The following is a 23675-nucleotide window of genomic DNA, read 5'->3' on the forward strand; positions in this document are numbered from 1 at the left end:
GGTGCACTCCTTGCCGCGTCGATGACACGCACCACGGGGTGCGCCGGCCGGGAGGAGGCGAGAGACATGGATTGCAGTAGTCCGGGCCACAGTTGCCCCTGCCCCCGCCTGCCCTCGTACACCTCCGGCACGCGGTAACCCACTTCCCTGCGCGATCTCCTGACGGTACGTCAGACGACGTCGGACACCGTCGGGTCCAACACGCCACGCCAGCACGCGACTTCGCCGTGCCCGCACGCCTTCGTCCGGGCCGCGCCGCCGCGCGCCGATGCGCCGTGCCCGCACCCACGCAGGGAACGCCGCCGCCTGCCTCCGACCCGCCCCGCCCGTCCGGGGCCCAGGGAGGAACCACCATGACCACCCACGCCACCCTCGACCCCACCGACTCCACGGTGCCCGGGCCGCGTTCGGCCGTCCTCGACGACGCGCACGTCGGCGACATCAAGGGCGCGCTCGGCACCATCCGGCTCGACGACACCACCCCTCGCCACGGCCTGTCGGCGAGACTGAAGACCCTGCTCGCGATCGTCGGCCCCGGCCTGATCGTGATGGTCGGCGACAACGACGCCGGCGCCTTCTCCACCTACGGGCAGGCCGGTCAGGACTACGGCACCAAGCTGCTGTGGACGCTGCTGATGCTCGTCCCGGTGCTCTACGTCAACCAGGAGATGGTGCTGCGCCTGGGCGCCGTCAGCGGGGTCGGGCACGCGCGGCTGATCCTGGAGCGGTTCGGCAGGTTCTGGGGCGCGTTCAGCGTGATCGACCTGTTCCTGCTGAACGCGCTGACGCTGGTCACCGAGTTCATCGGGGTCACGCTGGCGGCCGGGTACCTGGGCCTGCCGAAGGTCGCCTCGGTGGTGCTGGCGGCCGGGATCATCATCGCCTCGGCCTTCACCGGCTCCTTCCAGCGCTTCGAGCGAGTGGCCGTCACCCTGTGCATAGGCTCCTTGCTGCTGGTCCCGATCTACTTCCTGGTCCACCCGAAGACCTCGCAGATGGCCCACGACTTCGTCGTCCCGAGCATGCCGGGCGGCTCCGGGCAGCTCGCCGCCGTGATGCTGGTGATCATCTCCATCGTCGGCACCACCGTCGCCCCCTGGCAGCTGTTCTTCCAGCAGTCCTACGTCATCGACAAGCGGATCACCCCGCGCTTCATGACGTACGAGAAGGTCGACCTCTGGATCGGCATCGTCGTGGTGATCGTCGGCGCCGCCGCCATGATGGGCTTCACCGCCGCCGCCTTCGCCGGCACCGACGGCTTCGGCCGGTTCTCCGACGCCGCCGCCGTCGCCCGGGGCATCGAGGACAAGGCCGGGCACCTGGCCGGCGTGCTGTTCGCCGTCGCGCTGCTGGACGCCTCGATCATCGGGGCCTTCGCGGTGTCCCTGTCCACGGCGTACGCGATCGGCGACGTGTTCGGCATCAAGCACTCGCTGCACCGGGGCGTGAAGGGCGCGAAGGGCTTCTACGGGATCTACGCGGGCCTGGTGGTCGCGGCGGCGGCGATCACGCTGCTCTCCACCGACTACACCCAGGGCCTGATGACCCAGTTCGTCCAGGTGCTGGCCGGGGTGCTGCTGCCCTCCGCGACCGTCTTCCTGCTGCTCCTGTGCAACGACAAGGCCGTGCTCGGCCCCTGGGTCAACGGCCCCAGGACCAACGCCTTCACCTCGGCCGTGGTCGGCGCCCTGGTCATGCTCTCGCTGATCCTCACCGCCGCCGTGGTCTGGCCGGACATCAGCTCCGGGGCGATCCTGTGGATCATGGCCGGCTGCGGCGTCGCCGGGGTGCTCGTCGCCGGGTACTTCTTCACCTTCGGGCGCCGGGGCACCAAGGAGGACCCCGTCGACCGCACCGGCCGGGAGGACTGGCGGATGCCCCCGCTGGAGACCCTCGACAAGCCGGTGATGTCCACCGCCCGCAAGGTCGGCATGGGCGCGCTGCGCGCCTACCTGCTGGTCGCGATGGCCATGGTCGTCGTCAAGATCGTCCAGACCGCGCTGAACCACTGATCCACCCCCCTTCCCCGTCCGTCGTCCCGTCACGGAGGTGACCTGCCATGACCATCGTCGCCGCTTTCCGGCCCACCCGTCCGACCACCGACCGGGGCCGACTGCGCTCCACCCTCGCCGCCGTCGGCCGACGCCTGGCAGCGAGCCCGCTGGACAGCACCGTCCTGAGGGCCGTCCCGGCCCCGTCCGCCGGGGCGGCGGACGGGACGGTGGGCGGGAGGACGGTGGGCGGGAGCGCCGGCGGGCTGCGGGCCCGCTGGCGGACCGTCACCGCGCCGGACGGCACCGCCCGGCTGGAAGCCACCTGGCACCACGGCCGCTGAGCGGCCCGGCCACCGCACGCCCGGCCACCGCACGAACCGCCGGCGCTCCCGTCCGTCCGCGCTCCCGACCGTCCGCGTTCACGCCCCACCAGACCCCGAAGGAGTCCTTTCCGCCATGGTCCTGCGCTACCCCAGGCTCGACGCCCTCTTCTCGGACCACTCCGGGCCCGCCCCGGCCCGTCGCCCGGCCCCGCCGCGGCCGGCCCCCGCGCCCGGCCTGGTGGTGGACACCGAGCAGCGCACCGTCACCGTCGAGGGCCGTCAGGTCACCATGCCGTACCTGGAGTTCGAGCTGCTCGCCCACCTGGTCGGCAACCCGCTGCGGGTGCACTCCCGGCGCCAGCTGATGGAGAACGTCTGGGGCCGCCCGGACACCGGCGACTCCCGCACCGTCGCCACCCACATCGCCCGGATCCGGCGCAAGCTCGGCCCCGGGCACCGGGAGGCGATCGCCACCGTCCGCCAGATCGGCTACAAGTACGACCCCCGGCTGGTCCGGGCCTCCTGACCCCTGCCGCCACCACCGCACGAGAAGGCACCCCCGCCCCGGAAAAACGACGACCACCGAAGGAGGACCCCGCGATGACCCGAACCGTCCTGTTCCCCGGGACCGGCAGAGGGACCGCGCTGTGCGGCGTCCTGCTGCTGATCACCATCGAGGGCCTCGCCGTCGGCCTCGCTCCCGACCCGCTGCGGCTCTTCCTGTCCGGCACGTTCATCGGCGCCTCGGTCGCCGGGCTGCTGCTCGCCCTGCTGCTGGCCACCAGCCGGCGGCGGGCGGGCGCGGCCGCGGCCCTGGCAGGCGCCGGGCCGCTGGGCGGGGACACCCCGTGGTTCAGCGCCCGTTCGCTGGACGGCTTCCCGATGGAGCAGGTCCGGCCGCTGCTGCTCTCCCCCGGCGCGCCCGGCCTGAACCGGATGTACACCGCCTGGGTGTTCGCCACCCACGGGCACGACCCGCAGTGGATCGCCCGGCACCTGGACCTGCCCACCCGGACCGCCCGGCTGCTGGTCACGGCGGCCCGGAGGCACGGCCGGGCCGGACCGTCCGACCAGCCCGGACCGTCCGGTCCGCTCGCCCCGTCCACCCCGTCCAGCCCGTTCGACCCGACCAGCCCGTTCGACCCGACCGGCCCGACCGGCCCGTCCGAGAGGAGGCCGCAGTGATCACGGCCCTCGACCCCGTCCGGCTCTCCGCCCCACCCGGCAGTGAGGCGCTGCTGCGCGCCTTCTACGGCGACGTCCTCCAGATGGCCGAGATCCCCGGACCCCGGCCGCCGACCGGCCTCGGCGGCTGCTGGTTCGCCGCCGGCGGCGGGCGGGTCCGTCTCCACCTGGGCATCGAGGAACGGTTCCGGCCCGGCGCCAAGGCGCGCCCCGGGATCGCGGTCCACGAGATCGACGAGTTCGCGCTGCGACTGTCCGAACTGGGCGTCCAGGTGGTCTGGGACGAGCGCCCGACGCCCCGGCGCCGCTTCCACACCACCGATCCCGTCGGCAACCTGCTGGAGTTCGTCGAGGCCCCCGCCGGCCCGACCGGGTAGGACCCCGGGCAGGCCCCCGGGCGGGACGGGTTTGCGTACGGACGTACGGAGGGAGCAGACTGCCCGGGTTTGCGCCGGAGGTGCCCCATGACCCTGCCGAAGTCCGCCCCGGCCCTGACCCGGGGCCCGCTGCCCGCCCGGGCGGCGAGCCGTCTGGGCGGCAGGGTGTGGGTGGACCTGGCCGTCGCGGCCGCCGTCCTGGTGCTGCTCTACCTGGCGCTGCGCCTCGGCCAGGGCGGCACCCTCCGCTTCTCCACCGCCCGGGACGCGGCCGTCGACACCGACCCCGCCCGGCTGCCGTACGACGCGGTGCGCTCGCTGCTGCGGATGTTCGTCGCGCTCGCGGTCTCGGTCGTCTTCACCTTCTGCTACGCCTACGCCGCCGCCCGCAGCCGCCGGCTGGAGCGGGTGCTGATCCCGGCGCTGGACATCCTCCAGTCGGTGCCGGTGCTCGCCTTCCTGAGCGTCGCGGTCTCCGGGTTCCTCGCCCTGTTCCCCGGCTCGATGCTCGGCCTGGAGTGCGCGGCCGTGTTCGCCATCTTCACCTCCCAGGCCTGGAACATGACCTTCGCCTTCTACCAGGCGCTGGTCTCGCTGCCGCGCGAACTCGACGAGCTGTCACGCTCGTTCGGGTTCAGCCGGTGGATGCGGTTCTGGAAGGTCGAGCTGCCCTCGGGCATGATCGGCCTGGTCTGGAACGGCATGCTCGGCTTCGGCGGCGGCTGGTTCTTCCTGGTCGCGTCCGAGGCGATCACCGTGGACGACCAGCGGTACGCGCTGCCCGGGGTCGGCTCGTACGCGGGCGCCGCCATCGCCGCCGGGGACCTGGGCCGGGTCGGCTGGGCGATCGCCACCATGGTGGTGCTCGTGATCGGCGTCAACTTCCTGTTCTGGCGGCCGCTCACCGCCTGGGCCGAACGGTTCAAGAACGAGCAGTCCGAGGCCACCGAGATCCAGCGCTCCGTCGTGCTGGACCTGCTGCGCCGCTCCCACCTGCCCACCGCGCTCGGCGGGGCGCTGCGCCCCGCCGGGCGGGCCCTGAACCGGGCCGGACGGGTGTTCGGCACCGCCGGATCGGCTTTCGGCGTCGCCGAGCGGGCCTCCGGTACGCGGGTCTTCGACACCGCCCAGCGGGTTCCCGGCACGCGGGTTCCCGGCACCACCGAGCGGGTTCCCGGCGCCGTCGGACGCCGTGCCGCCGTGCGCCCCGCCCGGCGGCGGGCCGGGGACGTGGCCTTCGCGCTCGTCTCCGGCGGCATCGTGCTCTGGGGCGTCGTCGACCTCGGCCGCTACCTCGCCGACCGCACCGGCCTCGGCGTCTTCGGCGAACCGCTGCTGCTCGGCCTCGCCACCGCCGCCCGGGTGGTGGTGCTGGTCGCGGTGGCCACCGTGGTCTGGGTGCCGATCGGTGTGAAGATCGGCTTCTCACCCCGGCTGACCAGGATCGCCCAGCCCGTCGTCCAGGTGCTGGCCGGCTTCCCGGCCAACTTCCTCTTCCCGCTCGCCGTCTGGCTGCTGCTGCGCACCGGGGTGTCGATCGACCTCGGCGGCATCCTGCTGATGGCCCTCGGCTCCCAGTGGTACATCCTGTTCAACGCCATCGCCGGCGCCATGGCCGTCCCCACCGACCTGCGCGAGGCGATGGACGACCTCGGCGTCCGCGGTTGGCAGCGCTGGAGGCGGCTGATCGTCCCCGGCGTCTTCCCGGCGTACGTCACCGGTGGCATCACCGCCTCCGGCGGTGCCTGGAACGCCTCCATCGTCGCCGAGGTGGTCACCTTCGGCGGCACCACACTGACCGCGACCGGCCTCGGCGCGTACATCGCCCGGGCCGCCGAGCACGGTGACCACCCGCGCCTGCTCGCCGGGGTCGCGGTGATGAGCCTGTACGTCGTCGCCCTCAACCGCCTGCTCTGGCGCCGGCTGTACCGGCTGGCCGAGCGCCGTTACTCGCTGTAGTCCGGAGTCCGCGATGCGCTTGCCCTTCCGTTCCCGTGCAGCCCGGCCCGGCACCGCCCTCGGCCCCGGTCCCGGCCCCGGCCCCGCCCTCGGTCCCGGTCCCGCACCGGTTTCCGCCCCGGTTGCCGCCGCGGCGGGCGGCGACGAGGTCCTGATGGAGACCGTCGGCCTGACCAAGGCCTACGCCGGGGCCGCCGGGGAGCTGCCGGTGCTCTCCGGCATCGACCTCACCGTGCGGTCCGGCGAGGTCGTCGCGCTGCTCGGGCGCTCCGGCTCCGGCAAGTCCACCCTGCTGCGCTGCCTGGCCGGCCTCATCCCGCCCACCTCCGGCACCGTCCGCTACCGCGGCACCCCGCTCACCGGCGCCAACCCCGGCACCGCGCTGGTCTTCCAGAACTTCGCGCTGCTGCCCTGGCTGACCGTCCGGCAGAACGTCGAACTCGGCCTGGAGGCCCGCGGGGTGCCGCCCCGGGAACGCGCCCGGGCCGCCGCCCAGGCCATCGACCTGATCGGTCTGACCGGCTTCGAGTCCGCCTACCCCAAGGAGCTCTCCGGCGGCATGCGCCAGCGGGTCGGCTTCGCCCGGGCCCTGGTCGTCGAACCGGACGTGCTGATGATGGACGAGCCGTTCTCCGCGCTCGACGTGCTCACCGCCGAGAACCTGCGCGGCGAGCTGATGGAGCTGTGGGAATCCGGCCAGTTCCCCACCCGGGCCGTCGTGCTGGTCACCCACAACATCGAGGAGGCGGTGCTGATGGCCGACCGCATCGTGGTCCTCGGCGCCCGCCCGTACGGGACCATCCGGGAGACCGTCGAGGTCGACCTGGAACGGCCGCGCGACCGCGACTGCGCCGCCTTCGACGAACTGGTGGACCGGGTGTACCGGATCATGACGGGCCGCCCCAAGGACACCCGCGGGCCCGGCCGCGCCGGTGCCGACCCCGGCCCCGGCCCCGACGGTCCGGAGCGCCGCACCGTCGCGGGCACCCCGCTGCCCACCGCCGGTGTCGACGGGCTCACCGGCCTCGCCGAGACGATCGCCCACCGGGGCGGGCGCTGCGACCTGGCCGGGCTCGCCGACGAACTCGGCCTGGACATCGACGACCTGCTCCCCCAGGTCGACGCCCTCGACCTGCTCGGCTTCGCCGAGGTCCACGGGGACGACCTGCTGCTCACCGAGTCCGGCGCCGCCTACACCGGGGCCGACGGGCAGGACGCCCGGGCCGTCTTCGCCGCGGCCGCCCTGGACGTCCCGCTGGTCAAGCTGATCGCCAACAGCCTCGGCGGCCGGCCCGGCGCCACCGTGCGCACCGGCTTCCTGCGCGACCTGCTCGGTCGTCACTACACCGTCGAGCAGACCGACCGGCAGCTGGAGACCGCGACCGACTGGGGGCGCTACGCCGGACTGTTCGCGTACGACGCCGACCGGCAGGAGTACCGGCTGGACCATCGGCCGGAGCCACCGGGGCGCTGACGGGCCCGATCCGGACCGTCTCGGTCCGGATCCAGTCCAAGTCGGTCAGATCCGGTCCGGCTCAGCCCGTCGCCGGACGTCGCCGCACCGCCCGGACGGCGCGGGCGAAGGGCTGCGGCGCGGTCTCACCGGCCGGCGCCGCGCCGCCGTCGCCACCGCCGTCGCGGCGGGAGGGCAGGTCGTGGGCGATCAGTGCGGCCTCGGTGAGCAGCCCGCGCACCTCGGTGGCCCGGTAGAAGATCCGCGTCCCCTCCCGCCGCGCCACCACCAGCCCGGCCGCCCGCAGCTTCGCCAGGTGCTGCGAGGTCGCCGCCACGTGCGCCCCCAGCAGCTCGGCCAGCTCGCTCACCGGCAGCTCCCGCCGGCTCAGCGCCCACAGCAGCCGGTAGCGCGAAGGGTCCGCCACCGCCTTGAGCACCGCCACCGCCCGGTCCGCCGCCTCCGAGTCCCAGGCCTCTTCCTCCGCACCACCCATGCCCCCGATCGTACCGACGCCGGTCGGGCCCGCCCCGCCCGCGCCGGTGACCCCGGCCGGACGGTGGTCCGCCACCGGAGTCCGGGGCGGCGCCGGACGGCCCCCGACGGCCCCGGACCGCCTGGGAACGTTCCCGAAGGCCGTTCCAGGCTGGGGTGAAACCGCAGGTCGGAGGGGGTGGAACCGTTCCAGCGTCCCGCCTTGGCCGACAGGCCTGGCGGACCGGCCGGCCGGCGGACCAGAGTGCTGCCCAGCGGTCGGCGCCGACGGCCCGCCGCCCGGTCCACTCCTTCACCCACATCCGTTACGGGGGAACCTCCATGTCCGCTCGTCGCTCCGCGGCCACCCGCCGCGCCCTGTTCGTCCCGGCCGCACTCGCCCTGGGCGCCGCCCTCACCCTGACGGCCTGCGGGACCGGCAGCGGCGAGGCGGCCCAGCCCGCGAAGCCCGCCCGGACCACCGCACCCGCCGCCGAGGCCCCCACCGCGTCCGGCACCGCCGCGCCCGCCGCCCAGCCGTCCGCCGGCGCCCCGGCCACCAAGGCGCCGGCCGGCGCCGCGCCCGCCGCCACCGGCTCCGCCCGCCCCAAGAACCCCGTCACCCCGGCCACGGGCGGCGGGGGCGCGGCCGGCGGCGATGAGGCGTACGCCTACACCCACTCCTGCAAGGGCGACGTCGTGACGGTCAAGGTGAGCACCCGGGCCGGGGCACCCAACCAGCGGGTGATCGAGGTGCACAACCCGGGCAGCACCTACTGCGGCCTGAGCTACTACCCGCTCGTCGCCATCGGCAAGGCGGACGCCGCCGACCGCGGCGACAACGTCACGCCGCTGGTCCCGGGCGGGCTGGGCGGCCCGCCGGCCTACGCCCTGGCGCCCGGCAGGAGCGCCTACGCGGTGATCGACCTCAACCCCGGCAGCGGCGTCTCGCGCGACTGGGACGAGCTGAACGTCCTGGCCGACGACCAGATGCCCAACGCCTACACCCACGACTTCCCGCTCGGCGCGGGCGCGAAGGTGGGCAAGCAGCCCAAGCTCGGCCTGTACCGGGAGACCGTCGAGGGCGCCGCCTCCTCGATGGAGCAGGCCGGCAAGAGCTGACCGCCCCTCCCGCTCCGCGCTCCCGCGCTCCCCCTGCTCCGGGCCCCGCCCGGGTCTGCCGGTACGGTGATCCGCGGATCGACGGCACCCCGGGCCGGGCCGGGGTGGGGGAAGGGCGGCACATGAGCGTGGAGACCGAGGAGTTCGCGGCGATGCTGCGCGAACTGAAGGAGCGGTCGGGCCGCAGCTACGGCGCCCTGGCCACCCGGCTGCACGTCAGCACCTCGACCCTGCACCGCTACTGCAACGGCGCCGCGGTGCCGGCCGAGTACGCGCCGGTGGAGCGGCTGGCGCGGGCCTGCGGGGCGGGCGCCGAGGAACTGGTCGAGCTGCACCGCCGCTGGATCCTGGCCGACGCGGCCCGCCGCCGGGAGACGCCCTCCGCGCACACCCCGGCCGCACCGACTGCCCCCGTTGCCGCCCCGGTCGCCGCCGAGCCGACGCCCGTGCCCGAACCCGAACCCGTGCCCGCCCCGCGGTCCGCCGATCCCGCGCCGGAGGAGGAGGTGACGACCGTGCACCTCACGCCCCGGCCCGCCGCACCGCGCCGCCGCACCCGGGTACTGCTGAGCGCGGCCGCCGTGGCCGCGCTGGCCACCGTGGTCTCGGTCGTCGCCCTGCGCCACGGTGGCGGCGCCGCGAACCCCGGCGCCGCCGCCACCGCCACTCCCGTGGTCGCCGCCACCGCCACCACCGCCGCGGCCGGCACCGCCCCGCCCGCCGACGCCACGCCCGCCGGCACCCCGGCTCCCCCGGCGCCCACGGACCCCTCCGTCGCTCCCGGCGGCGCCGGCACCCCGTCCGCGACCGCCTCGGCGAACCCCGAGGAGGCCGCCGCCCCCTTCCACGTCACCGTCCTCAACAACAACTGGGGCAGCCTCTGCGACCAGTGGTTCCTCTCCGCCCGCGCCCCCTCCCAGGTGACCCCGCCCCCGCCGTCCTCCGGCCGGGTCGACAGCTGGGCCGCCTCCCAGCGGATGGTCCCGGCCGGGCACCTGCGGATCGAGCTCACCGCCCAGGGCGCGAGCGCCGACACCGTCGTGCTGAACGCCATGTACGTGCAGGTGGTCAGCACCCGGCCCGCCCCCAAGTGGAACGCCTACACCCCCGGCTCCGGCTGCGGCGGCAACCTCGAACCGGCGTCCTTCGCGGTCGACCTCGACCAGCCCGCACCGCGTGCCGTCCCCGTCCCGGGCGTGGAGGGCACCCGGAAGACCGGCACCGCACCCTTCCCGTACAAGATCACCAGCAGCGATCCGCAGGTGATCGACGTGGACGCCTCCACCCGCTCCCAGGACGTCAGCTGGTTCCTCGAACTGGTCTGGTCCGACGGCACCCAGAAGGGCACCCTGCGGGTCGACGCCGGCGACCACCAGCCCTTCCGCACCGTCGGCCGCCACGGCGCGCCCAACTACTTCCACGACGGCACCTCCTGGACCCCGGCCCACGACGAGGGCTGAGCCGCCGCACCCCGCCGGGCCGGGGGTGTCAGAGGTCGTCGAGGGGGTCGTCGAGGATGCCCTGGCGGGCGATGATGTAGCCGAGGTGGCCGCGGCTGCGGCTGCCGAGGAGTTCGCTGGCCTTCTGGATGTGGCTGGAGACGGTGCGGGTGCTCATGCCGAGGCGGGTGGCGATGGCCTCGTCGGTGTAGCCGTTGACCATCAGGCGCAGGACGTTCTGGCGGGTGCGGGCGGTCAGCAGGCGGGGGCGGTGGTGGCCCGGCTGGTAGGTGACGGGCTCGGCGCGCTCCCACATCAGCTCGAAGATCTTGAGCAGGTACTCGACCAGCGGCGGGAGTTGGATGAGCATCGCCGCGGCCTCGCGGTCGGCACCGACCGGGATGAAGGCGGTGGAGCGGTCGCAGATGATCAGCCGGTCGAAGACCTCGTTCAGGGTGCGCACCTGGGCGCCCCGGGCGGTGACCTGCTCGATGTAGGCCAGCGTCGGGCCGTGCGAGCGCACGGTGTGCTGGTAGAGGGTGCGCTGGCGCACGCCGCGGTCGGCCAGGGCGAGGTCGCGCGGGAGCGCGTCGGCCAGTTGGTCGGGGGCGCGGCCGCCGCCCGGCTGGGCGGTGAGCAGTTCCTCGGTGCAGGCGGCGACGGCCTTCTCCAGCGCGGGGCTGATCTCGTCGTGGGACAGCACCCGGATCGGCAGCTTGGCCCGCCGCATGACGTCCCGGTAGGCGTGTTCGGCGGCGTGGAACGAGCTCTGGAGCGCGGCGAGCCGCTCCTGGTGGGCCAGGACGGCGAGTTCGAGCGGCCGGGTCAGGCCGGTGGCGGCGATGTCGGGCGGGACGGGGGCCAGCCGGTCACCGGAGCCGGGAAGCGGGCGCAGCAGACCCATGGCCAGCAGGCACTCGGGGGCCTCCCCCCGCGCTTCGCCCTCGGCCAGCGCCGCCCGGTAGAAGTCGATGCCGCGGTCGCAGAGTTGCGGGGTTCCCGTTTCGCCGCTGTTGTCCTGGCATGGGCACATCTGGGCATCCTTCCGGCTTCGGCATTGCGGTTTCACGAATGCCCGTACCGGCCATCACCAGGCATCAGAACCGGCAAGATGAGGAGTGACTACCGTTCGAAAGCCGCCCCCCTGGCTCCGACAGCGGTGAGTGTACGCCCAACGGTCGCGGAAATCATCGGCTGACGGTAGTCAGGCGAGCACGGAGGCGGGGGAGCCGGTGGTCACGGTCACGGACCCGCCGCACCCGGCAGTGGTGACCGGATCGCCGGCGCAGCGCACCTGGTGCCCCGTCAGGCAGGGGGGAGCGGCTCTCGGCGGACGACACGGCCTACAGAGAGGCACCCCCAGTTGCGAGCTGATTCCGACCCCGCGTCACCGTCCGACGCCCTCACCGGCCTGGTGGACCAGCGTCTGGTACGGCAGTTGGCGGAGGCCGCCGCCGCCCAGGTCGGCTCCGGCGCGGTCCGGCTGCTGGGCGAGGGCGGGCTGCTCCAGGCCTTCGCCAAGCAGTTGATCGAGGGCGCTCTGGAACTCGAACTCCAGGAGCACCTGCGGAAGTCCGTGCCCACCCCCGGCCCGGACACGGGCGCCGGGGCCGGCGCGAGAGCCGGTACAGGAGACGGCGCGGGAACCAGCGCCGGCACCAACGGCCGTAACGGGGCCCGGACCAGACGGCTGCTCACCGAGGTCGGGCCGGTCGAGGTGCGGGTGCCCCGGGACCGCGAGGGCAGCTTCTCCCCCAGGGCCGTGCTCCCCCGGGCCCGCCGACTGCCCGGGCTCGACCGGCTGGTGATCTCGCTGACCGCGCGCGGCCTCAGCTCGGGCGAACTGGTGGCGCACCTGGCCGAGGTGTACGGCGTGGAGCTCAGCCGGGAGACCGTCTCGGCCATCACCGACCAGGTGCTCGACGAGCTCGCCGAGCGGCGCGGGCGGCGGCTCGACCCGGTCTACCCGGTGGTCTTCGTGGACTCGGTGCGCAGCGGCCGCTCGGGCGGGCCGCTGGTGCACCTGGCGCTCGGGGTCTCGGTCGAGGGCCGGCGCGAGGTGCTGGGGCTGTGGCCGGCCGCGGACGGGGAGCAGTGGCCGCGGGTGCTGGCCGGGCTCGCCGAGCGCGGGGTGCGGGAGGTCTGGGTGCTGGTCGGCGGCACCGGCGCGGTGCTGGTCGAGGCGGCGGCCGGGCAGTGGCCGCGGGCGGTGGTGCACGGCTCGGTGGCCCAGCTGCTGCACTCCGCGCTGCGGCACGCGCCCGGCGAGGACTGGGGAGCGCTCTCCCGGGTGCTGCGCGAGACCTGTACGGCGCCCACCGAGGAGGTCGCGCTGGAACGGCTGTCCCGGGCCGAGCGGGAGTGGGGGCCGGGCCACCGCGAGGTGTTCCGGGTCTGGCGGTCGGCCTGGCCGCTGCTGGCCCCCGGCTTCCGCTTCGGCCCCGAGGCGCGGCGCCTGCTGACGGGCGGGGGCGCGCTGGAGCGGCTGCACGCCCGGCTGCGCCGGATCGAGCAGTCGGCGGGCCGGGTGCAGGACGAGCGGGCCGCGCTCAAGCGCGCCTACCTGGCGACGCTCGCCCTGGAGTCGCCCGCCGGGGCGGGGCGGCCGGGTGTCGAGAACTGGCCCGCCGTCCGGGAGGAGCTGCGCCGGGCGAGCGCCACCGAGCCGGGTTCCCACCACTGATCTGACAGCACCTGGTGCGATTTGGATCATGTCTGTGCGCTTTTGCCATCATCTGACCAGGCTTCCGGTTCACGCATTGCGTGTTCACGATCAGAGTCAGAGCTTCCACCTGTCTTCGGGCCTTCGGCAGGATGCGTCCCAGAACGAACAGGGCGGACCGCCCTTCCCAGGAAGAGGTTCAGAGATGCCAAGCCTTGCCCTTCACGTCCACGAGACGCTCGGGGTTCGCGCCGTTCCGCCGACCGCCGATGCGCCGCCCTTCCTGGACTCCGGCTGGGGCCGGTGACCCGCGCCGCCGGCTGACCGCTCCCGCTCCGCCCTTCCGCCCTGCCCGTACCGCCCGCACTGCCCGTCCTGCCCGCACTGCCCGCACTGAGAGGAACCGACGATGGCGAACCCGTTCGAGGACCCCGAGGCCAGCTACCTCGTCCTGGTGAACGACGAGGGGCAGCACTCGCTCTGGCCGGCCTTCAGCCCGGTGCCCGCCGGCTGGCAGCAGGTCTTCGGAGTCGCCGGACGGCAGGACTGCCTGGACTTCGTCGAGCGGAACTGGCAGGACCTGCGCCCGAAGAGCCTGATCGCGCACCTGTCCGGCGAGCACTGACCACGACCACGGCGCCCGGACCACGGGATCACCGCCCACGGAAGAGCCACCGCTCACCGGGCCGCCGGGCCACCGGGCCGCCGGACGGCCGACCGCCGGTCCGATGAGCACCACCCCCGCCGAGCACCGCCCCCTGCCGAGCACCAAGCCCGCTGACACCGCCTCACCACACCACCGCGCCGTCCCGTCGCCGCGCGGTCGCACCGTCATGCCGCCGGAGTCCGCCCGGGACCGGCATCTACGCGCGTGCACCGAAACAGCCAGCCACACCCGCCACCGCGGGAGCCAGCCGCACGAGGGAGAGAGCCACATGTCCGGGGTCCAGCACACGCGCGCAGCCGAGCAGCGGACGTCCGTTCCGGCCGACGCCCCCGCCCCCGACGCCCCCGACGGCCCGGCCCCCGAGGCCCCCGACGCGCCGGCCGCCGCGGTGGCGACGCCGGACACCGGCCCGACCCTCGCCGAGCTGGTCGACGCCCAGGTCGCCCGCACCCCGGACGCCCCCGCGCTGTACGCCGAGGGCGCCACCCTCACCTACGCCGAGCTGGACGCCCGCGCCAACCGGCTGGCCCGGCTGCTGGCGGCCCGCGGCCTGGGCACCGAGGACGTCGTCGCGCTGGCCCTTCCGAAGTCCCCCGAGGCGGTCGCCGCGATCCTCGCCGTCGCCAAGACCGGCGCCGCCTGGCTGCCCGCCGACCCGGCCTACCCGGCCGAGCGGCTGCGCCACATGCTGGCCGACTCCCGCGCCGCCCTGGTGCTCACCACCGCCGAGGCCGCCGGGCGGCTGCCCGGCACCGGCGCGCCCCGGCTGCTGGTCGACTCCCCCGAGCACCTCGCCGCGCTCGGCGCCCAGCCCGGCAGCCCGTTCACCGCCGCCGAGCGGGTACGGCCGCTGAGCGCGTCGAACACCGCGTACGTCATCTACACCTCGGGCTCCACCGGCCTGCCCAAGGGCGTGGCCGTCACCCACACCGGGCTGCCGAGCATGATCGCCACCCAGGTCGCCGTCACCGGGGTCGGCCCCGGCAGCCGGGTGCTCCAGGCCTCCTCGCTCAGCTTCGACGTCTCGGTCTCCGACCTGGCCGCGGCGCTCACCACCGGCGCCGCGCTCGTCCTGCCCCGCGAGCAGGGCGAGCTGGTCGGCGAGGCGCTGGCCGCCCTGATCGACCGGTACGGGGTCACCCACGCCGACCTCGCCCCCGCGATGGCGGCCACCCTGCCGGACGTCCCGCTGCCCTCCCTGCGCACCCTGGTCAGCGGCGGCGAGACCGTCCCGCGCGAGCTGGCCGCCCGCCTCGGCCGCGACCGGCTGATGTTCAACAGCTACGGGCCGACCGAGGCCACCGTCAGCGTCACCCTGAGCGAGCCGCTCACCGGCACCGAGCGGCCCCCGATCGGCCGGCCCTTCCGGGACGTGCGCGTCCACCTGCTGGACGAGCGGCTGCGCCCGGTCGAGCCGGGCACCGTGGGCGAGCTGTACCTGTGCGGCCCGCACCTGGCGCGCGGCTACCTCGGCCGCCCCGCGCTGACCGCCGAACGCTTCGTCGCCTGCCCCTTCGGCGAGCCCGGCGACGGAACCCCCGCCCCCGGCCCGGCCGGTGGGCGGTGCTCCCGGCCCGTCTGCGGGCCGGGAGGGAGGATGTACCGCACCGGCGACCTCGGCCGCCAACGGCCGGACGGGCAGCTGGAGTTCGTCGGCCGGGCCGACGACCAGGTGAAGATCCGCGGCTTCCGGGTCGAGCTCGGCGAGATCGAGCGGACCCTCTGCGCCCACCCCGGGGTGCGCCAGGCCGTGGTGCTCCTGCGCGAGGACCGCCCGGGCGAGCGCCGGCTGGTCGGCTACACGGTCGGCCCCGCCGACCCGGCCGAGCTGCGCGCGCACTGCGCCGAGCGGCTGCCCGGCCACATGGTGCCGCTGGTCGTGGTGCTCGACCGGATGCCGCTCACGCCCAACGACAAGGTGGACCGGCGCGCCCTGCCCGAGCCGGTCCTCGGCGCCGCCGGCGACGGCGGCCGGGCGCCCGCCGGGGAGACGGAACACACCCTCGGCCGCCTGTTCGCCGAGGTGCTGGGCCTGCCGCGGGTCGGGGTCGCCGACTCCTTCTTCGAACTCGGCGGCGACTCCATCGTGGCCATCCAGCTGGTGGCCCGGGCCCGGCAGGCCGGACTGCGGCTCACCCCGCGCGAGGTCTTCGACGCCCCGACCGTCGAGGCGCTGGCCCGGCTCGCCCGCCCGCTGGACGGGCCGGTCACCGCCGAGCCCGCCGGGGCCGGCCTCGGCGAGGTGCCGCCGACGCCGATCGTGCACTGGCTGGCCGCGCAGCACGGCGCGGTCGAGAGCTTCTACCAGGCCGCCCTGTTCACCCTCCCCGCGGGCACCGGCCGCCGGCAGCTGACCACCGCCCTCCAGGCGCTGCTGGACCACCACGACGTCCTGCGCGCCCGCACCCGCCCGCTCGCCGAGCGCCCCTGGACGCTCCACGTGCCCGAACCCGGCGCCGTCCCCGCCGGGAGCGTGCTGCGCGACGCCGCCGGACCGGCCACCGCCGAGGCGCTGCGCGCCGCGACCGAGGCCGCGCGCGACCGCCTCTCCCCCGAGGACGGCCGGATGCTCCAGGCCGTCCGCTTCGACGAAGGACCGGACCGGCCCACCCGGCTCCTGCTGGTGATCCACCACCTGGTGGTGGACGGCGTCACCTGGCGCATCGTCGAGGAGGACCTGCTCGCCGCGCTCGCCGCCCTGCGCGAGGGCCGCGCCGTCGAGCTCGCGCCGGTGCCCACCTCGTTCCGCCGTTGGGCCGAGCGGCTCACCGCCGAGGCCCGCACCGACCGCCGGGCGGCCGAACTCCCGCTCTGGCAGGCCGCCCTGGCCACCCCGGACCCGCTGCTCGGCGACCGGCCGCTCGACCCGGCGAAGGACACCTACGCCACCCAGGGCGTCCTGCGGCTGGTGCTGCCCGCCGAGACCACCCGGGCCCTGCTGACCGAGGTCACCGCCGCCTACCACGCCCAGGTCAACGACGTGCTGCTGACCGCGCTGGCCCTCGCCCTCGGCCACTGGCGCGGCCGGGAGACCACCGGGCCCGAGGGCGCCGTACTGGTCAGCGTCGAGGGCCACGGCCGCGAGGAGGTCGTCGAGGGCGTCGACCTGCACCGCACCGCCGGCTGGTTCACCTCGGTCCACCCCGTCCGGCTCGCCCCCGGCGCGCTCACCTGGTCCGAGGTCACCGCCGCCGGGCCCGAACTCGGCCGCGCCCTCGGCCGGGTGAAGGAGCAGCTGCGCGCCGTCCCGGACAACGGCATCGGCTACGGCCTGCTGCGCCACCTCAACCCGGCCACCGCCGCCGCCCTCGACGGCCGCGCCGAGCCGCAGGTCGAGTTCAACTACCTGGGCCGGTTCCAGCCCGAGGGCGTCACCGCGGACGACGTGCTCGCCGGGGCCGAGGCGGTGACCGAGGGCGCCGCCGACGGCCTCGCGCTCGCCCGGGTGCTCGGTCTGGACGCCACCACGGTCGACACCCCGCAGGGCCCGCTGCTGGTCGCCCAGTGGTCGTACGCCGCCGAGCTGCTGGACGAGGACCGCGTGCGGGCCCTCGCCGAGGACTGGTTCACCGCACTGCGCGCGCTCGCCGAGCACGCCGGGCGGCCCGGCGCCGGCGGGCACACCCCCTCCGACTTCCCGCTGGTGGCGATCGACCAGCCCGAGCTGGACCGGCTCGCCGAACTCCACGCCCCCGCCGCCCTGGTGGACGTCTGGCCGACCTCGCCGCTCCAGCAGGGCATGGCCTTCCACGCCGCGTACGACGCCGAGGGCGCCGACGTCTACACCGCCGTCTGCACCTTCGACGCCACCGGGCCGCTGGACTCCGACCGGCTGCGGGCCGCCGCCGAGGCGCTGCTGCTGCGCCACCCGAACCTCAAGGCCGCCTTCCACCAGCGGCTCGACGGCCCGCCCGTGCAGGTCGTCCCGGACACCGTCGAACTCCCCTTCCGCGTGGTCGACCTGAGCGACCACGCCGACCCGGAGGCGGAGGCCGCCCGGATCGCCGCCGCCGAGTACGGGCGCCGCTTCGACCTCGCCCGGCCGCCGCTGCTGCGCTACACCCTGCTCAGGCTCGCCCCCGGACGCCACCGGCTGATCGCCGCCGCGCACCACATCCTGCTGGACGGCTGGTCCACCCCGCTGTTCGCCGAGGAGCTGTGGGGCCTGTACTTCGGGCGGCCGCAGGCCCCGGCGGTCCCGTACCGCGAGTACCTGCGCCGGCTCACCCGGCGCGACGACGCGGCGGCCCGCGCCGCCTGGGCCCGGGCCCTGGCCGGCACCGACGAGCCGACCCTGCTCGCCCCCGGCCGCCCCACCGCCGCCCCGCGGCTGCCGCTGCGCCTGCACGACGGGCTCACCCCGGAGGCCACCGAGGCCCTCGTCCGCACCGCCCGCCGCTACGGCGTCACCCTCAACACCCTGGTCCAGGCGGCCTGGGGAGTGCTGCTCGCCCGGCTCACCGGACGCGAGGACGTGCTCTTCGGCACCACCGTCTCCGGGCGCCCGCACGACCTGCCGGGCGTGGAGCGGATGGTCGGCCTGCTCATCAACACCGTGCCGGTCCGGGTGCGCCTGGACCCGGCGGAGAGCTGGGGGCGGCTGCTGCTGCGCCTCCAGCACGAGCAGTCCGCGCTGCTGGACCACCAGCACCTCAGCCTCACCGAGATCCAGCAACTCGCCGGCGTGGGCAGCCTGTTCGACACCGTCACGGTGTACGCCAACTACCCCGACCCGTCCGCCCTGGACGGCGCGGACCCGAGCGGCGCCACCCGGGTCACCCTGGTCGAGGACGTCGACAGCGCGCACTACCCGCTGGTGCTGGCGCTCACCCCCGGCGACGGCCTCCAGCTGCGGCTGGACCACCAGCCGGACGCCTTCACCGCCGAGGAGGCCCGCACCCTGCTGGACCGCTTCCTCGCCCTGCTGGCGCGGATCACCGCCGACCCGGCCGAACTCATCGGCACCGTCGAGGTGTCGACCGAGGCCGAGCGCGCCCGGCTGCTCGCCTGGAGCGGCAGCCGCGCCCCGGTCCCGGCGGGCTCGCTGCCCGAGCTGTTCGAGGCGCGGGCCGCCGCCACCCCGCAGGCCCTCGCGCTCACCGCCGAGGACGCCGAGCTGACCTACGCGGGGCTCAACGCCCGCGCCAACGCGCTGGCCCGGCGGCTGGCCGAGGCCGGAGTCACCCGGGAGACACCGGTCGCGCTGATGATCGACCGCTCGGCCACCCAGGTGGTCGCCGTCCTGGCCGTGCTGAAGGCCGGCGGCTTCTACGTGCCGCTGGACGACGCCCAGCCGGCGGACCGGCTGCGGGCCGTGCTCGCCGACGCCGGGGCCGCCCTGGTGCTGGCCGACGAGGCGCACCGCGACCACCCCGCGCTGGCCGGGCTGACGGTGCTCGCCCCGCACGCCGGCGAGCACCCCGAGAACCTCGGACTTCCCCTGCGCGCCGAACAGTTGGCGTACGTGATGCACACCTCCGGCTCCACCGGAGTGCCCAAGGGCATCGCCGTCCCCCAGCGCGCGGTGGTGGACCTGGCGCTCGGCGGGCAGTTCACCGGCGGCGGCCACGAACGGCTGCCGGTGCACGCGCCCTCCGCCTTCGACGCCTCCACCTACGAGATCTGGACCCCGCTGCTCTCCGGCGGCCGGCTGGTGATCGCCCCGGCCGGCCGGCTCGGGATCGCCGAACTGGCGGCGGTGATCGGCCACGACCGGACCACCGCCACCTTCGTCACCGTCGGCCTGTTCAACGTGCTGGCCGCCGAGGCCCCGGAGACCTTCGCCGGACTGCGCGAGGTGTGGACGGGCGGCGACATCGCCTCGCCGACCGCCATGCGGCGGGTGCTGGACAGCTGCCCCGGGCTGCGGCTGTTCAACGTCTACGGGCCGACCGAGACCACCACCTTCGCGACCCGCTTCCCGATGGACTCGGCCGCCGAGGTGCCGGACGTCGTGCCGATCGGCCGGCCGCTGCCCAACACCCTGCTGTACGTGCTGGACGCCGGGCTGCGCCCGGTGGCCGCCGGGGTGGCCGGCGAGCTGTACATCGGCGGCTCCGGCCTGGCCCGCGGCTACGTCGGCCGGCCCGGCCTGACCTCCGAGCGCTTCGTGGCCTGCCCCTTCGGCGAGCCCGGAAGCCGGATGTACCGCACCGGAGACCTGGTGCGCTGGACGCCCACCGGCGACCTGGAGTTCGTCGGCCGCGCGGACGACCAGATCAAGCTGCGCGGCTTCCGGATCGAACTCGGCGAGGTGGAGGCCGCGTTCGCCGCCCACCCGGGCGTCGGCCAGGTCTGCGCGGCCGTCCGCCAGGACCAGCCGGGCGACAAGCGCCTGGTCGCGTACGTCACCGGCCGGGTCCGGGCCGAGGAGCTGCGCGCCTTCGTCGCCGACCGGCTGCCCGGCTACATGGTGCCGGCCGCGATCGTCGTCCTCGACGAGCTGCCGGTGAACCCCAACGGCAAGGTGGACCGCAAGGCCCTGCCCGCGCCCGGCTACGGCGGCGCCGACGGCGGGCGCGAGCCGCGCACCGCCACCGAGCGGGCCCTGTGCGAGCTGTTCGCCGAGATCCTCGGGCTGGCCCGGATCGGCATCGACGACAGCTTCTTCGACCGCGGCGGGCACTCGCTGCTCGCCACCCGGCTGGTCAGCCGCCTCCGGGCCGCCCTCGGCGCCGAGCTGCCGATCCGCACCCTCTTCGAGCACCCGACGGTCGCCGCCCTCGCCGCCGCGCTGCCCGACTCCGCGACGGCCCGCCCGCCGCTGCGCCCCGCCGATCGGCCCGAGCGCGTCCCGCTCTCCCCCGCGCAGCAACGCCTGTGGTTCATCGAGCAGTTCGAGGGCCCGAGCGCGCTCTACAACACTCCCGTCGCGGTCCGGCTGACCGGCACCGTCGACCTGCCCGCCCTGGAGCAGGCCGTACGGGACGTGGTGGCACGGCACGAGGTGCTGCGCACCGTCTTCCCGACCGTCGACGGGCAGCCGCACCAAGTCGTGACGGAACGGCCCGAGTTGGCGCTCCGGCGGATACCGGTGGCCGACGAGTCGCAGCTGCGGGCCGCGCTGGTCGCGGCCGGGTCGGAGGTCTTCGACCTCGCCCACGACCTGCCGGTGCGCGCCACCCTGCTGTCGCTGCCGGAGGACGAGCACGTCCTGCTGCTGCTGATGCACCACATCGCCGGGGACGGCTGGTCGGTCGCCCCGCTCTTCCGCGACCTCGCCGAGGCGTACCGGGCCCGGCTGGCCGGCACCGCGCCGCACTGGCGGCCGCTGCCGGTGCAGTACGCCGACTACACCCTCTGGCAGCGCGAACTGCTCGGCACCGACGAGCGGCCCAGCGCCCTGCTCGGTGAGCAACTCGCCTACTGGCGAACGGCTCTGGCCGGCGCCCCGGAGGAACTGGCCCTGCCCTACGACCGCCCGCGCCCGGCCGTTCCGGGACACCGCGGCGGCCTGGTGCAGGTCGCCGTGGGCGCCGAACTGCACGGCGCCCTCGCCGACTTGGCCGCGTCCCGGAACGCCAGCCTGTTCATGGCGCTGCAAGCCGCCGTCGCCACCCTCTACACCCGCCTCGGCGCCGGCACCGACCTGCCACTCGGCACCCCGGTCGCCGGACGCACCGACGAAGCCCTGGACGACCTCGTCGGCTTCTTCGTCAACACCCTCGTACTGCGCACCGACACCTCCCCCCGCTCCGCTGGGGACACCCCTGGCGGCGACCCGAGCTTCCGCGAACTGCTCGACCGCGTCCGCCGCACCGACCTCGACGCCTACGACCACCAGGACACCCCCTTCGAGCGCCTGGTCGAACACCTCAACCCCACCCGCACCCCCGCCCGCCACCCCCTCTTCCAGACCCTGGTGGCCCTGGAGAGCCGGGCCCCGGTGCCCGCCGCCTTCGGCGACCTGGGCTGCGCGGAGCACCCCTTCGAGCTGGACGTGGCCAAGTTCGACCTGTCCTTCCGCTTCACCGAGCAGGGCCCCCGCGAGGGCCTGACGGTGGCGGTCGAGTACGCGGCCGACCTCTTCGACCACGCCACCGCCCGCTCCCTCGCCGAGCGGCTGCTGCGCGTCCTGCGCGCCGCCGTGGCCGACCCGGACGCCCCGATCGGCGACATCGAGATCCTCGACCCCGCCGAGCGCGAACGGCTGCTCACCGGCTGGAACGACACCGCCGCGCCCGTCCCGGACGCCACCCTGCCCGAGCTGTTCGAGGCCCAGGCCGCCGCCACCCCGCACGCGCCCGCGGTGGTCTGCGGGGGCGGCACCCTGAGCTACGCCGAACTCGACTCCCGGGCCGAGCACCTGGCGGCCCACCTGGCCGGGGCCGGAGTCGGCCCGGACTCCCCGGTGGTCCTGCTGATGGACCGCTCCGCCGACCTGCTGACGGCGATCCTCGCGGTGGCCAAGGCGGGCGGCTGCTACGTCCCGCTGGACGACCGGCACCCGGCCGAGCGGCTGCGCGCGATCACCGCCGGGACGGGCGCGGCGCTCGTCCTGGTCGACGCCGCGCACCGGGACCACCCGCTGGCCGCCGACGCCCCCTGCCCCGTCCTGCCGCTCACCGAGGGCTGGTTCGACGGTCCTCGCGAGCGGCGCGCGGAGCGGGCCGCTCCCCACCCGGAGCAGCTCGCGTACCTGATGTTCACCTCCGGCTCCACCGGGGAGCCCAAGGGCATCGCGATCAGCCACCGGGACGTGGTGCAGCTCGCCACCGACCCGTGCTGGGGGCGCGAGGAGGGCCCGCGGGTGCTGTTCCACGCGCCGCACGCCTTCGACGCCTCGACGTACGAGATCTGGGTGCCGCTGCTGTCCGGCGGCCTGGTGGTCGTGGCGCCGCCGGGCGACCTGGACGCCGCCGCCATCCGCGAGCTGGTGCGGGTCCACGCGCTCACCCACGTGCACGTCACCGCGGGCCTGTTCCGGGTCATCGCGGAGGAGGACCCGGGGATCTTCGCCGGTGTGCGCGAGGTGCTGACCGGCGGGGACGTCGTCTCCGCCCCGGCCGTGCGGCGGGTGCTGGAGGCCGTCCCGGGCGTCGCGGTGCGAGCGCTCTACGGGCCGACCGAGACCACCCTGTGCGCGACCCAGTACCCGATGCCGCTCGCCTCGGCGGTGCCGGACACGGTGCCGATCGGGCGCCCGCTGGCGAACACCCGGCTGTACGTGCTGGACGCCGGGCTGCGGCCGGTGCCCGCCGGGGTCGCGGGCGAGCTGTACGTCGCCGGGGCCGGCCTGGCCCGCGGCTACGCCGGGCGCCCGGCGCTGACCGCCGAGCGCTTCGTGGCCTGCCCGTTCGGCGGCGCGGGCGAGCGCATGTACCGCACCGGGGACCTCGCCCGGTGGACCGCCGACGGCGTCCTGGAGTTCCTCGGCCGGGTCGACGACCAGGTCAAGATCCGCGGCTTCCGGATCGAACCCGGCGAGGTGGAGGCCGCGTTCACCGCCCACGAGAACGTCGGCCAGGCGCTCGCGGTGGTCCGCGAGGACCAGCCCGGCGACAAGCGCCTGGTGGTGTACGCCACCGGCAAGGCCACGGCCGACGAACTGCGCGCCTTCGTCGCGGACCGCCTGGCCGGCTACATGCTCCCGGCCGCCGTGGTCGTCCTCGACGCCCTCCCGGTGACCGCCAACGGCAAGGTGGACCGCAAGGCCCTGCCCGCCCCCGAGTACACCGGGGCGGCCGGGGGCCGCGCCCCGCGCACCGACCGCGAGCGGGCGCTGTGCGCCCTGTTCGCCGAGGTGCTGGGCGTGCCGGCGGTCGGCATCGACGACCGGTTCTTCGACCTCGGCGGGCACTCCCTGCTCGCCACCCGACTGGTCAGCCGCATCCGCGCCGCCCTCGGCGTGGAGCTGCCGATCCGCACGCTGTTCGACGCCCCGACGGTCGCCGCCCTCGCCGCCGTGCTGCCCGGCGGCGACCGGGCGCCCGCGCCGAGGAAGGCCCGCCCGGCCCTGCGGCCGATGCGCCGCCCGGGCGCCGGCCCCTCCTGACCGGCGGCGGAACCCGGGCCGTCCGG

The 23675-nt window shown here is 75.5% G+C and carries 14 protein-coding genes; 12 read left to right on the plus strand and 2 right to left on the minus strand.

Annotation, left to right across the window (positions count from 1 at the left end; translation table 11 throughout):
- Positions 1-353: 353 nt before the first annotated feature.
- From ACZ55U_RS08395 to ACZ55U_RS08425, 7 genes are all read left to right on the plus strand, one after another.
- A complete protein-coding gene (locus tag ACZ55U_RS08395) occupies positions 354-2012 on the plus strand; it encodes an NRAMP family divalent metal transporter (protein ID WP_465523761.1) in 1659 nt (552 codons plus the stop codon).
- 47 nt (positions 2013-2059) lie between these two features.
- A complete protein-coding gene (locus tag ACZ55U_RS08400; protein ID WP_465523763.1) occupies positions 2060-2335 on the plus strand; it encodes a hypothetical protein in 276 nt (91 codons plus the stop codon).
- 115 nt (positions 2336-2450) lie between these two features.
- Positions 2451-2843 carry a winged helix-turn-helix domain-containing protein gene (locus tag ACZ55U_RS08405; RefSeq protein ID WP_465523765.1) on the plus strand — a complete coding sequence of 131 codons (393 nt, stop codon included), beginning with the start codon at positions 2451-2453 and terminating at the stop codon, positions 2841-2843.
- Positions 2844-2917: 74 nt separating this feature from the next.
- Positions 2918-3502: a hypothetical protein gene (locus tag ACZ55U_RS08410; RefSeq protein ID WP_465523767.1), complete on the plus strand. Its 585-nt coding sequence runs from the start codon at positions 2918-2920 to the stop codon at positions 3500-3502.
- Positions 3499-3879: a VOC family protein gene (locus ACZ55U_RS08415; protein ID WP_465523769.1), complete on the plus strand. Its 381-nt coding sequence runs from the start codon at positions 3499-3501 to the stop codon at positions 3877-3879. Before ACZ55U_RS08410 ends, ACZ55U_RS08415 begins: the two co-directional genes overlap by 4 nt.
- A gap of 87 nt (positions 3880-3966) precedes the next feature.
- On the plus strand, positions 3967-5838 hold the full coding sequence (locus ACZ55U_RS08420; protein WP_465523771.1) for an ABC transporter permease: 1872 nt from the start codon (positions 3967-3969) through the stop codon (positions 5836-5838).
- Positions 5839-5992: 154 nt separating this feature from the next.
- A complete protein-coding gene (locus ACZ55U_RS08425) occupies positions 5993-7312 on the plus strand; it encodes an ABC transporter ATP-binding protein (RefSeq protein ID WP_465523773.1) in 1320 nt (439 codons plus the stop codon).
- A 61-nt stretch (positions 7313-7373) separates the two neighbouring features.
- Here the strand turns inward: ACZ55U_RS08425 and ACZ55U_RS08430 are convergent, their stop codons facing one another.
- Positions 7374-7787, minus strand: coding sequence for an ArsR/SmtB family transcription factor (locus tag ACZ55U_RS08430; RefSeq protein ID WP_465523775.1), 414 nt, complete (start codon positions 7785-7787; stop codon positions 7374-7376).
- Between the two features lie 320 nt (positions 7788-8107).
- Between ACZ55U_RS08430 and ACZ55U_RS08435 the strand changes: the two genes are divergently transcribed.
- Positions 8108-8887 (plus strand): DUF4232 domain-containing protein, encoded by a 780-nt coding sequence (locus ACZ55U_RS08435; protein WP_465523777.1) that lies wholly within the window; start codon positions 8108-8110, stop codon positions 8885-8887.
- Positions 8888-9009: 122 nt separating this feature from the next.
- Complete coding sequence (locus ACZ55U_RS08440) at positions 9010-10347, plus strand: helix-turn-helix domain-containing protein (RefSeq protein WP_465523779.1); 1338 nt, start codon at positions 9010-9012, stop codon at positions 10345-10347.
- 28 nt (positions 10348-10375) lie between these two features.
- On the opposite strand, the gene ACZ55U_RS08445 is transcribed toward ACZ55U_RS08440, so the two are convergent.
- Positions 10376-11359, minus strand: coding sequence for a LuxR C-terminal-related transcriptional regulator (locus ACZ55U_RS08445; RefSeq protein ID WP_465523781.1), 984 nt, complete (start codon positions 11357-11359; stop codon positions 10376-10378).
- 330 nt (positions 11360-11689) lie between these two features.
- Between ACZ55U_RS08445 and ACZ55U_RS08450 the strand changes: the two genes are divergently transcribed.
- The 3 genes from ACZ55U_RS08450 to ACZ55U_RS08460 all read left to right on the plus strand — a co-directional run bounded on the left by ACZ55U_RS08450 (position 11690) and on the right by ACZ55U_RS08460 (position 23649).
- On the plus strand, positions 11690-13009 hold the full coding sequence (locus ACZ55U_RS08450) for an IS256 family transposase (protein WP_465523783.1): 1320 nt from the start codon (positions 11690-11692) through the stop codon (positions 13007-13009).
- Positions 13010-13397: 388 nt separating this feature from the next.
- A complete protein-coding gene (locus ACZ55U_RS08455; protein ID WP_465523785.1) occupies positions 13398-13613 on the plus strand; it encodes an MbtH family protein in 216 nt (71 codons plus the stop codon).
- 310 nt (positions 13614-13923) lie between these two features.
- Positions 13924-23649 (plus strand): amino acid adenylation domain-containing protein, encoded by a 9726-nt coding sequence (locus tag ACZ55U_RS08460; protein WP_465523787.1) that lies wholly within the window; start codon positions 13924-13926, stop codon positions 23647-23649.
- The last annotated feature ends 26 nt before the right edge of the window (positions 23650-23675 follow it).

The organism is Kitasatospora sp. NPDC034533 (assembly GCF_055575155.1).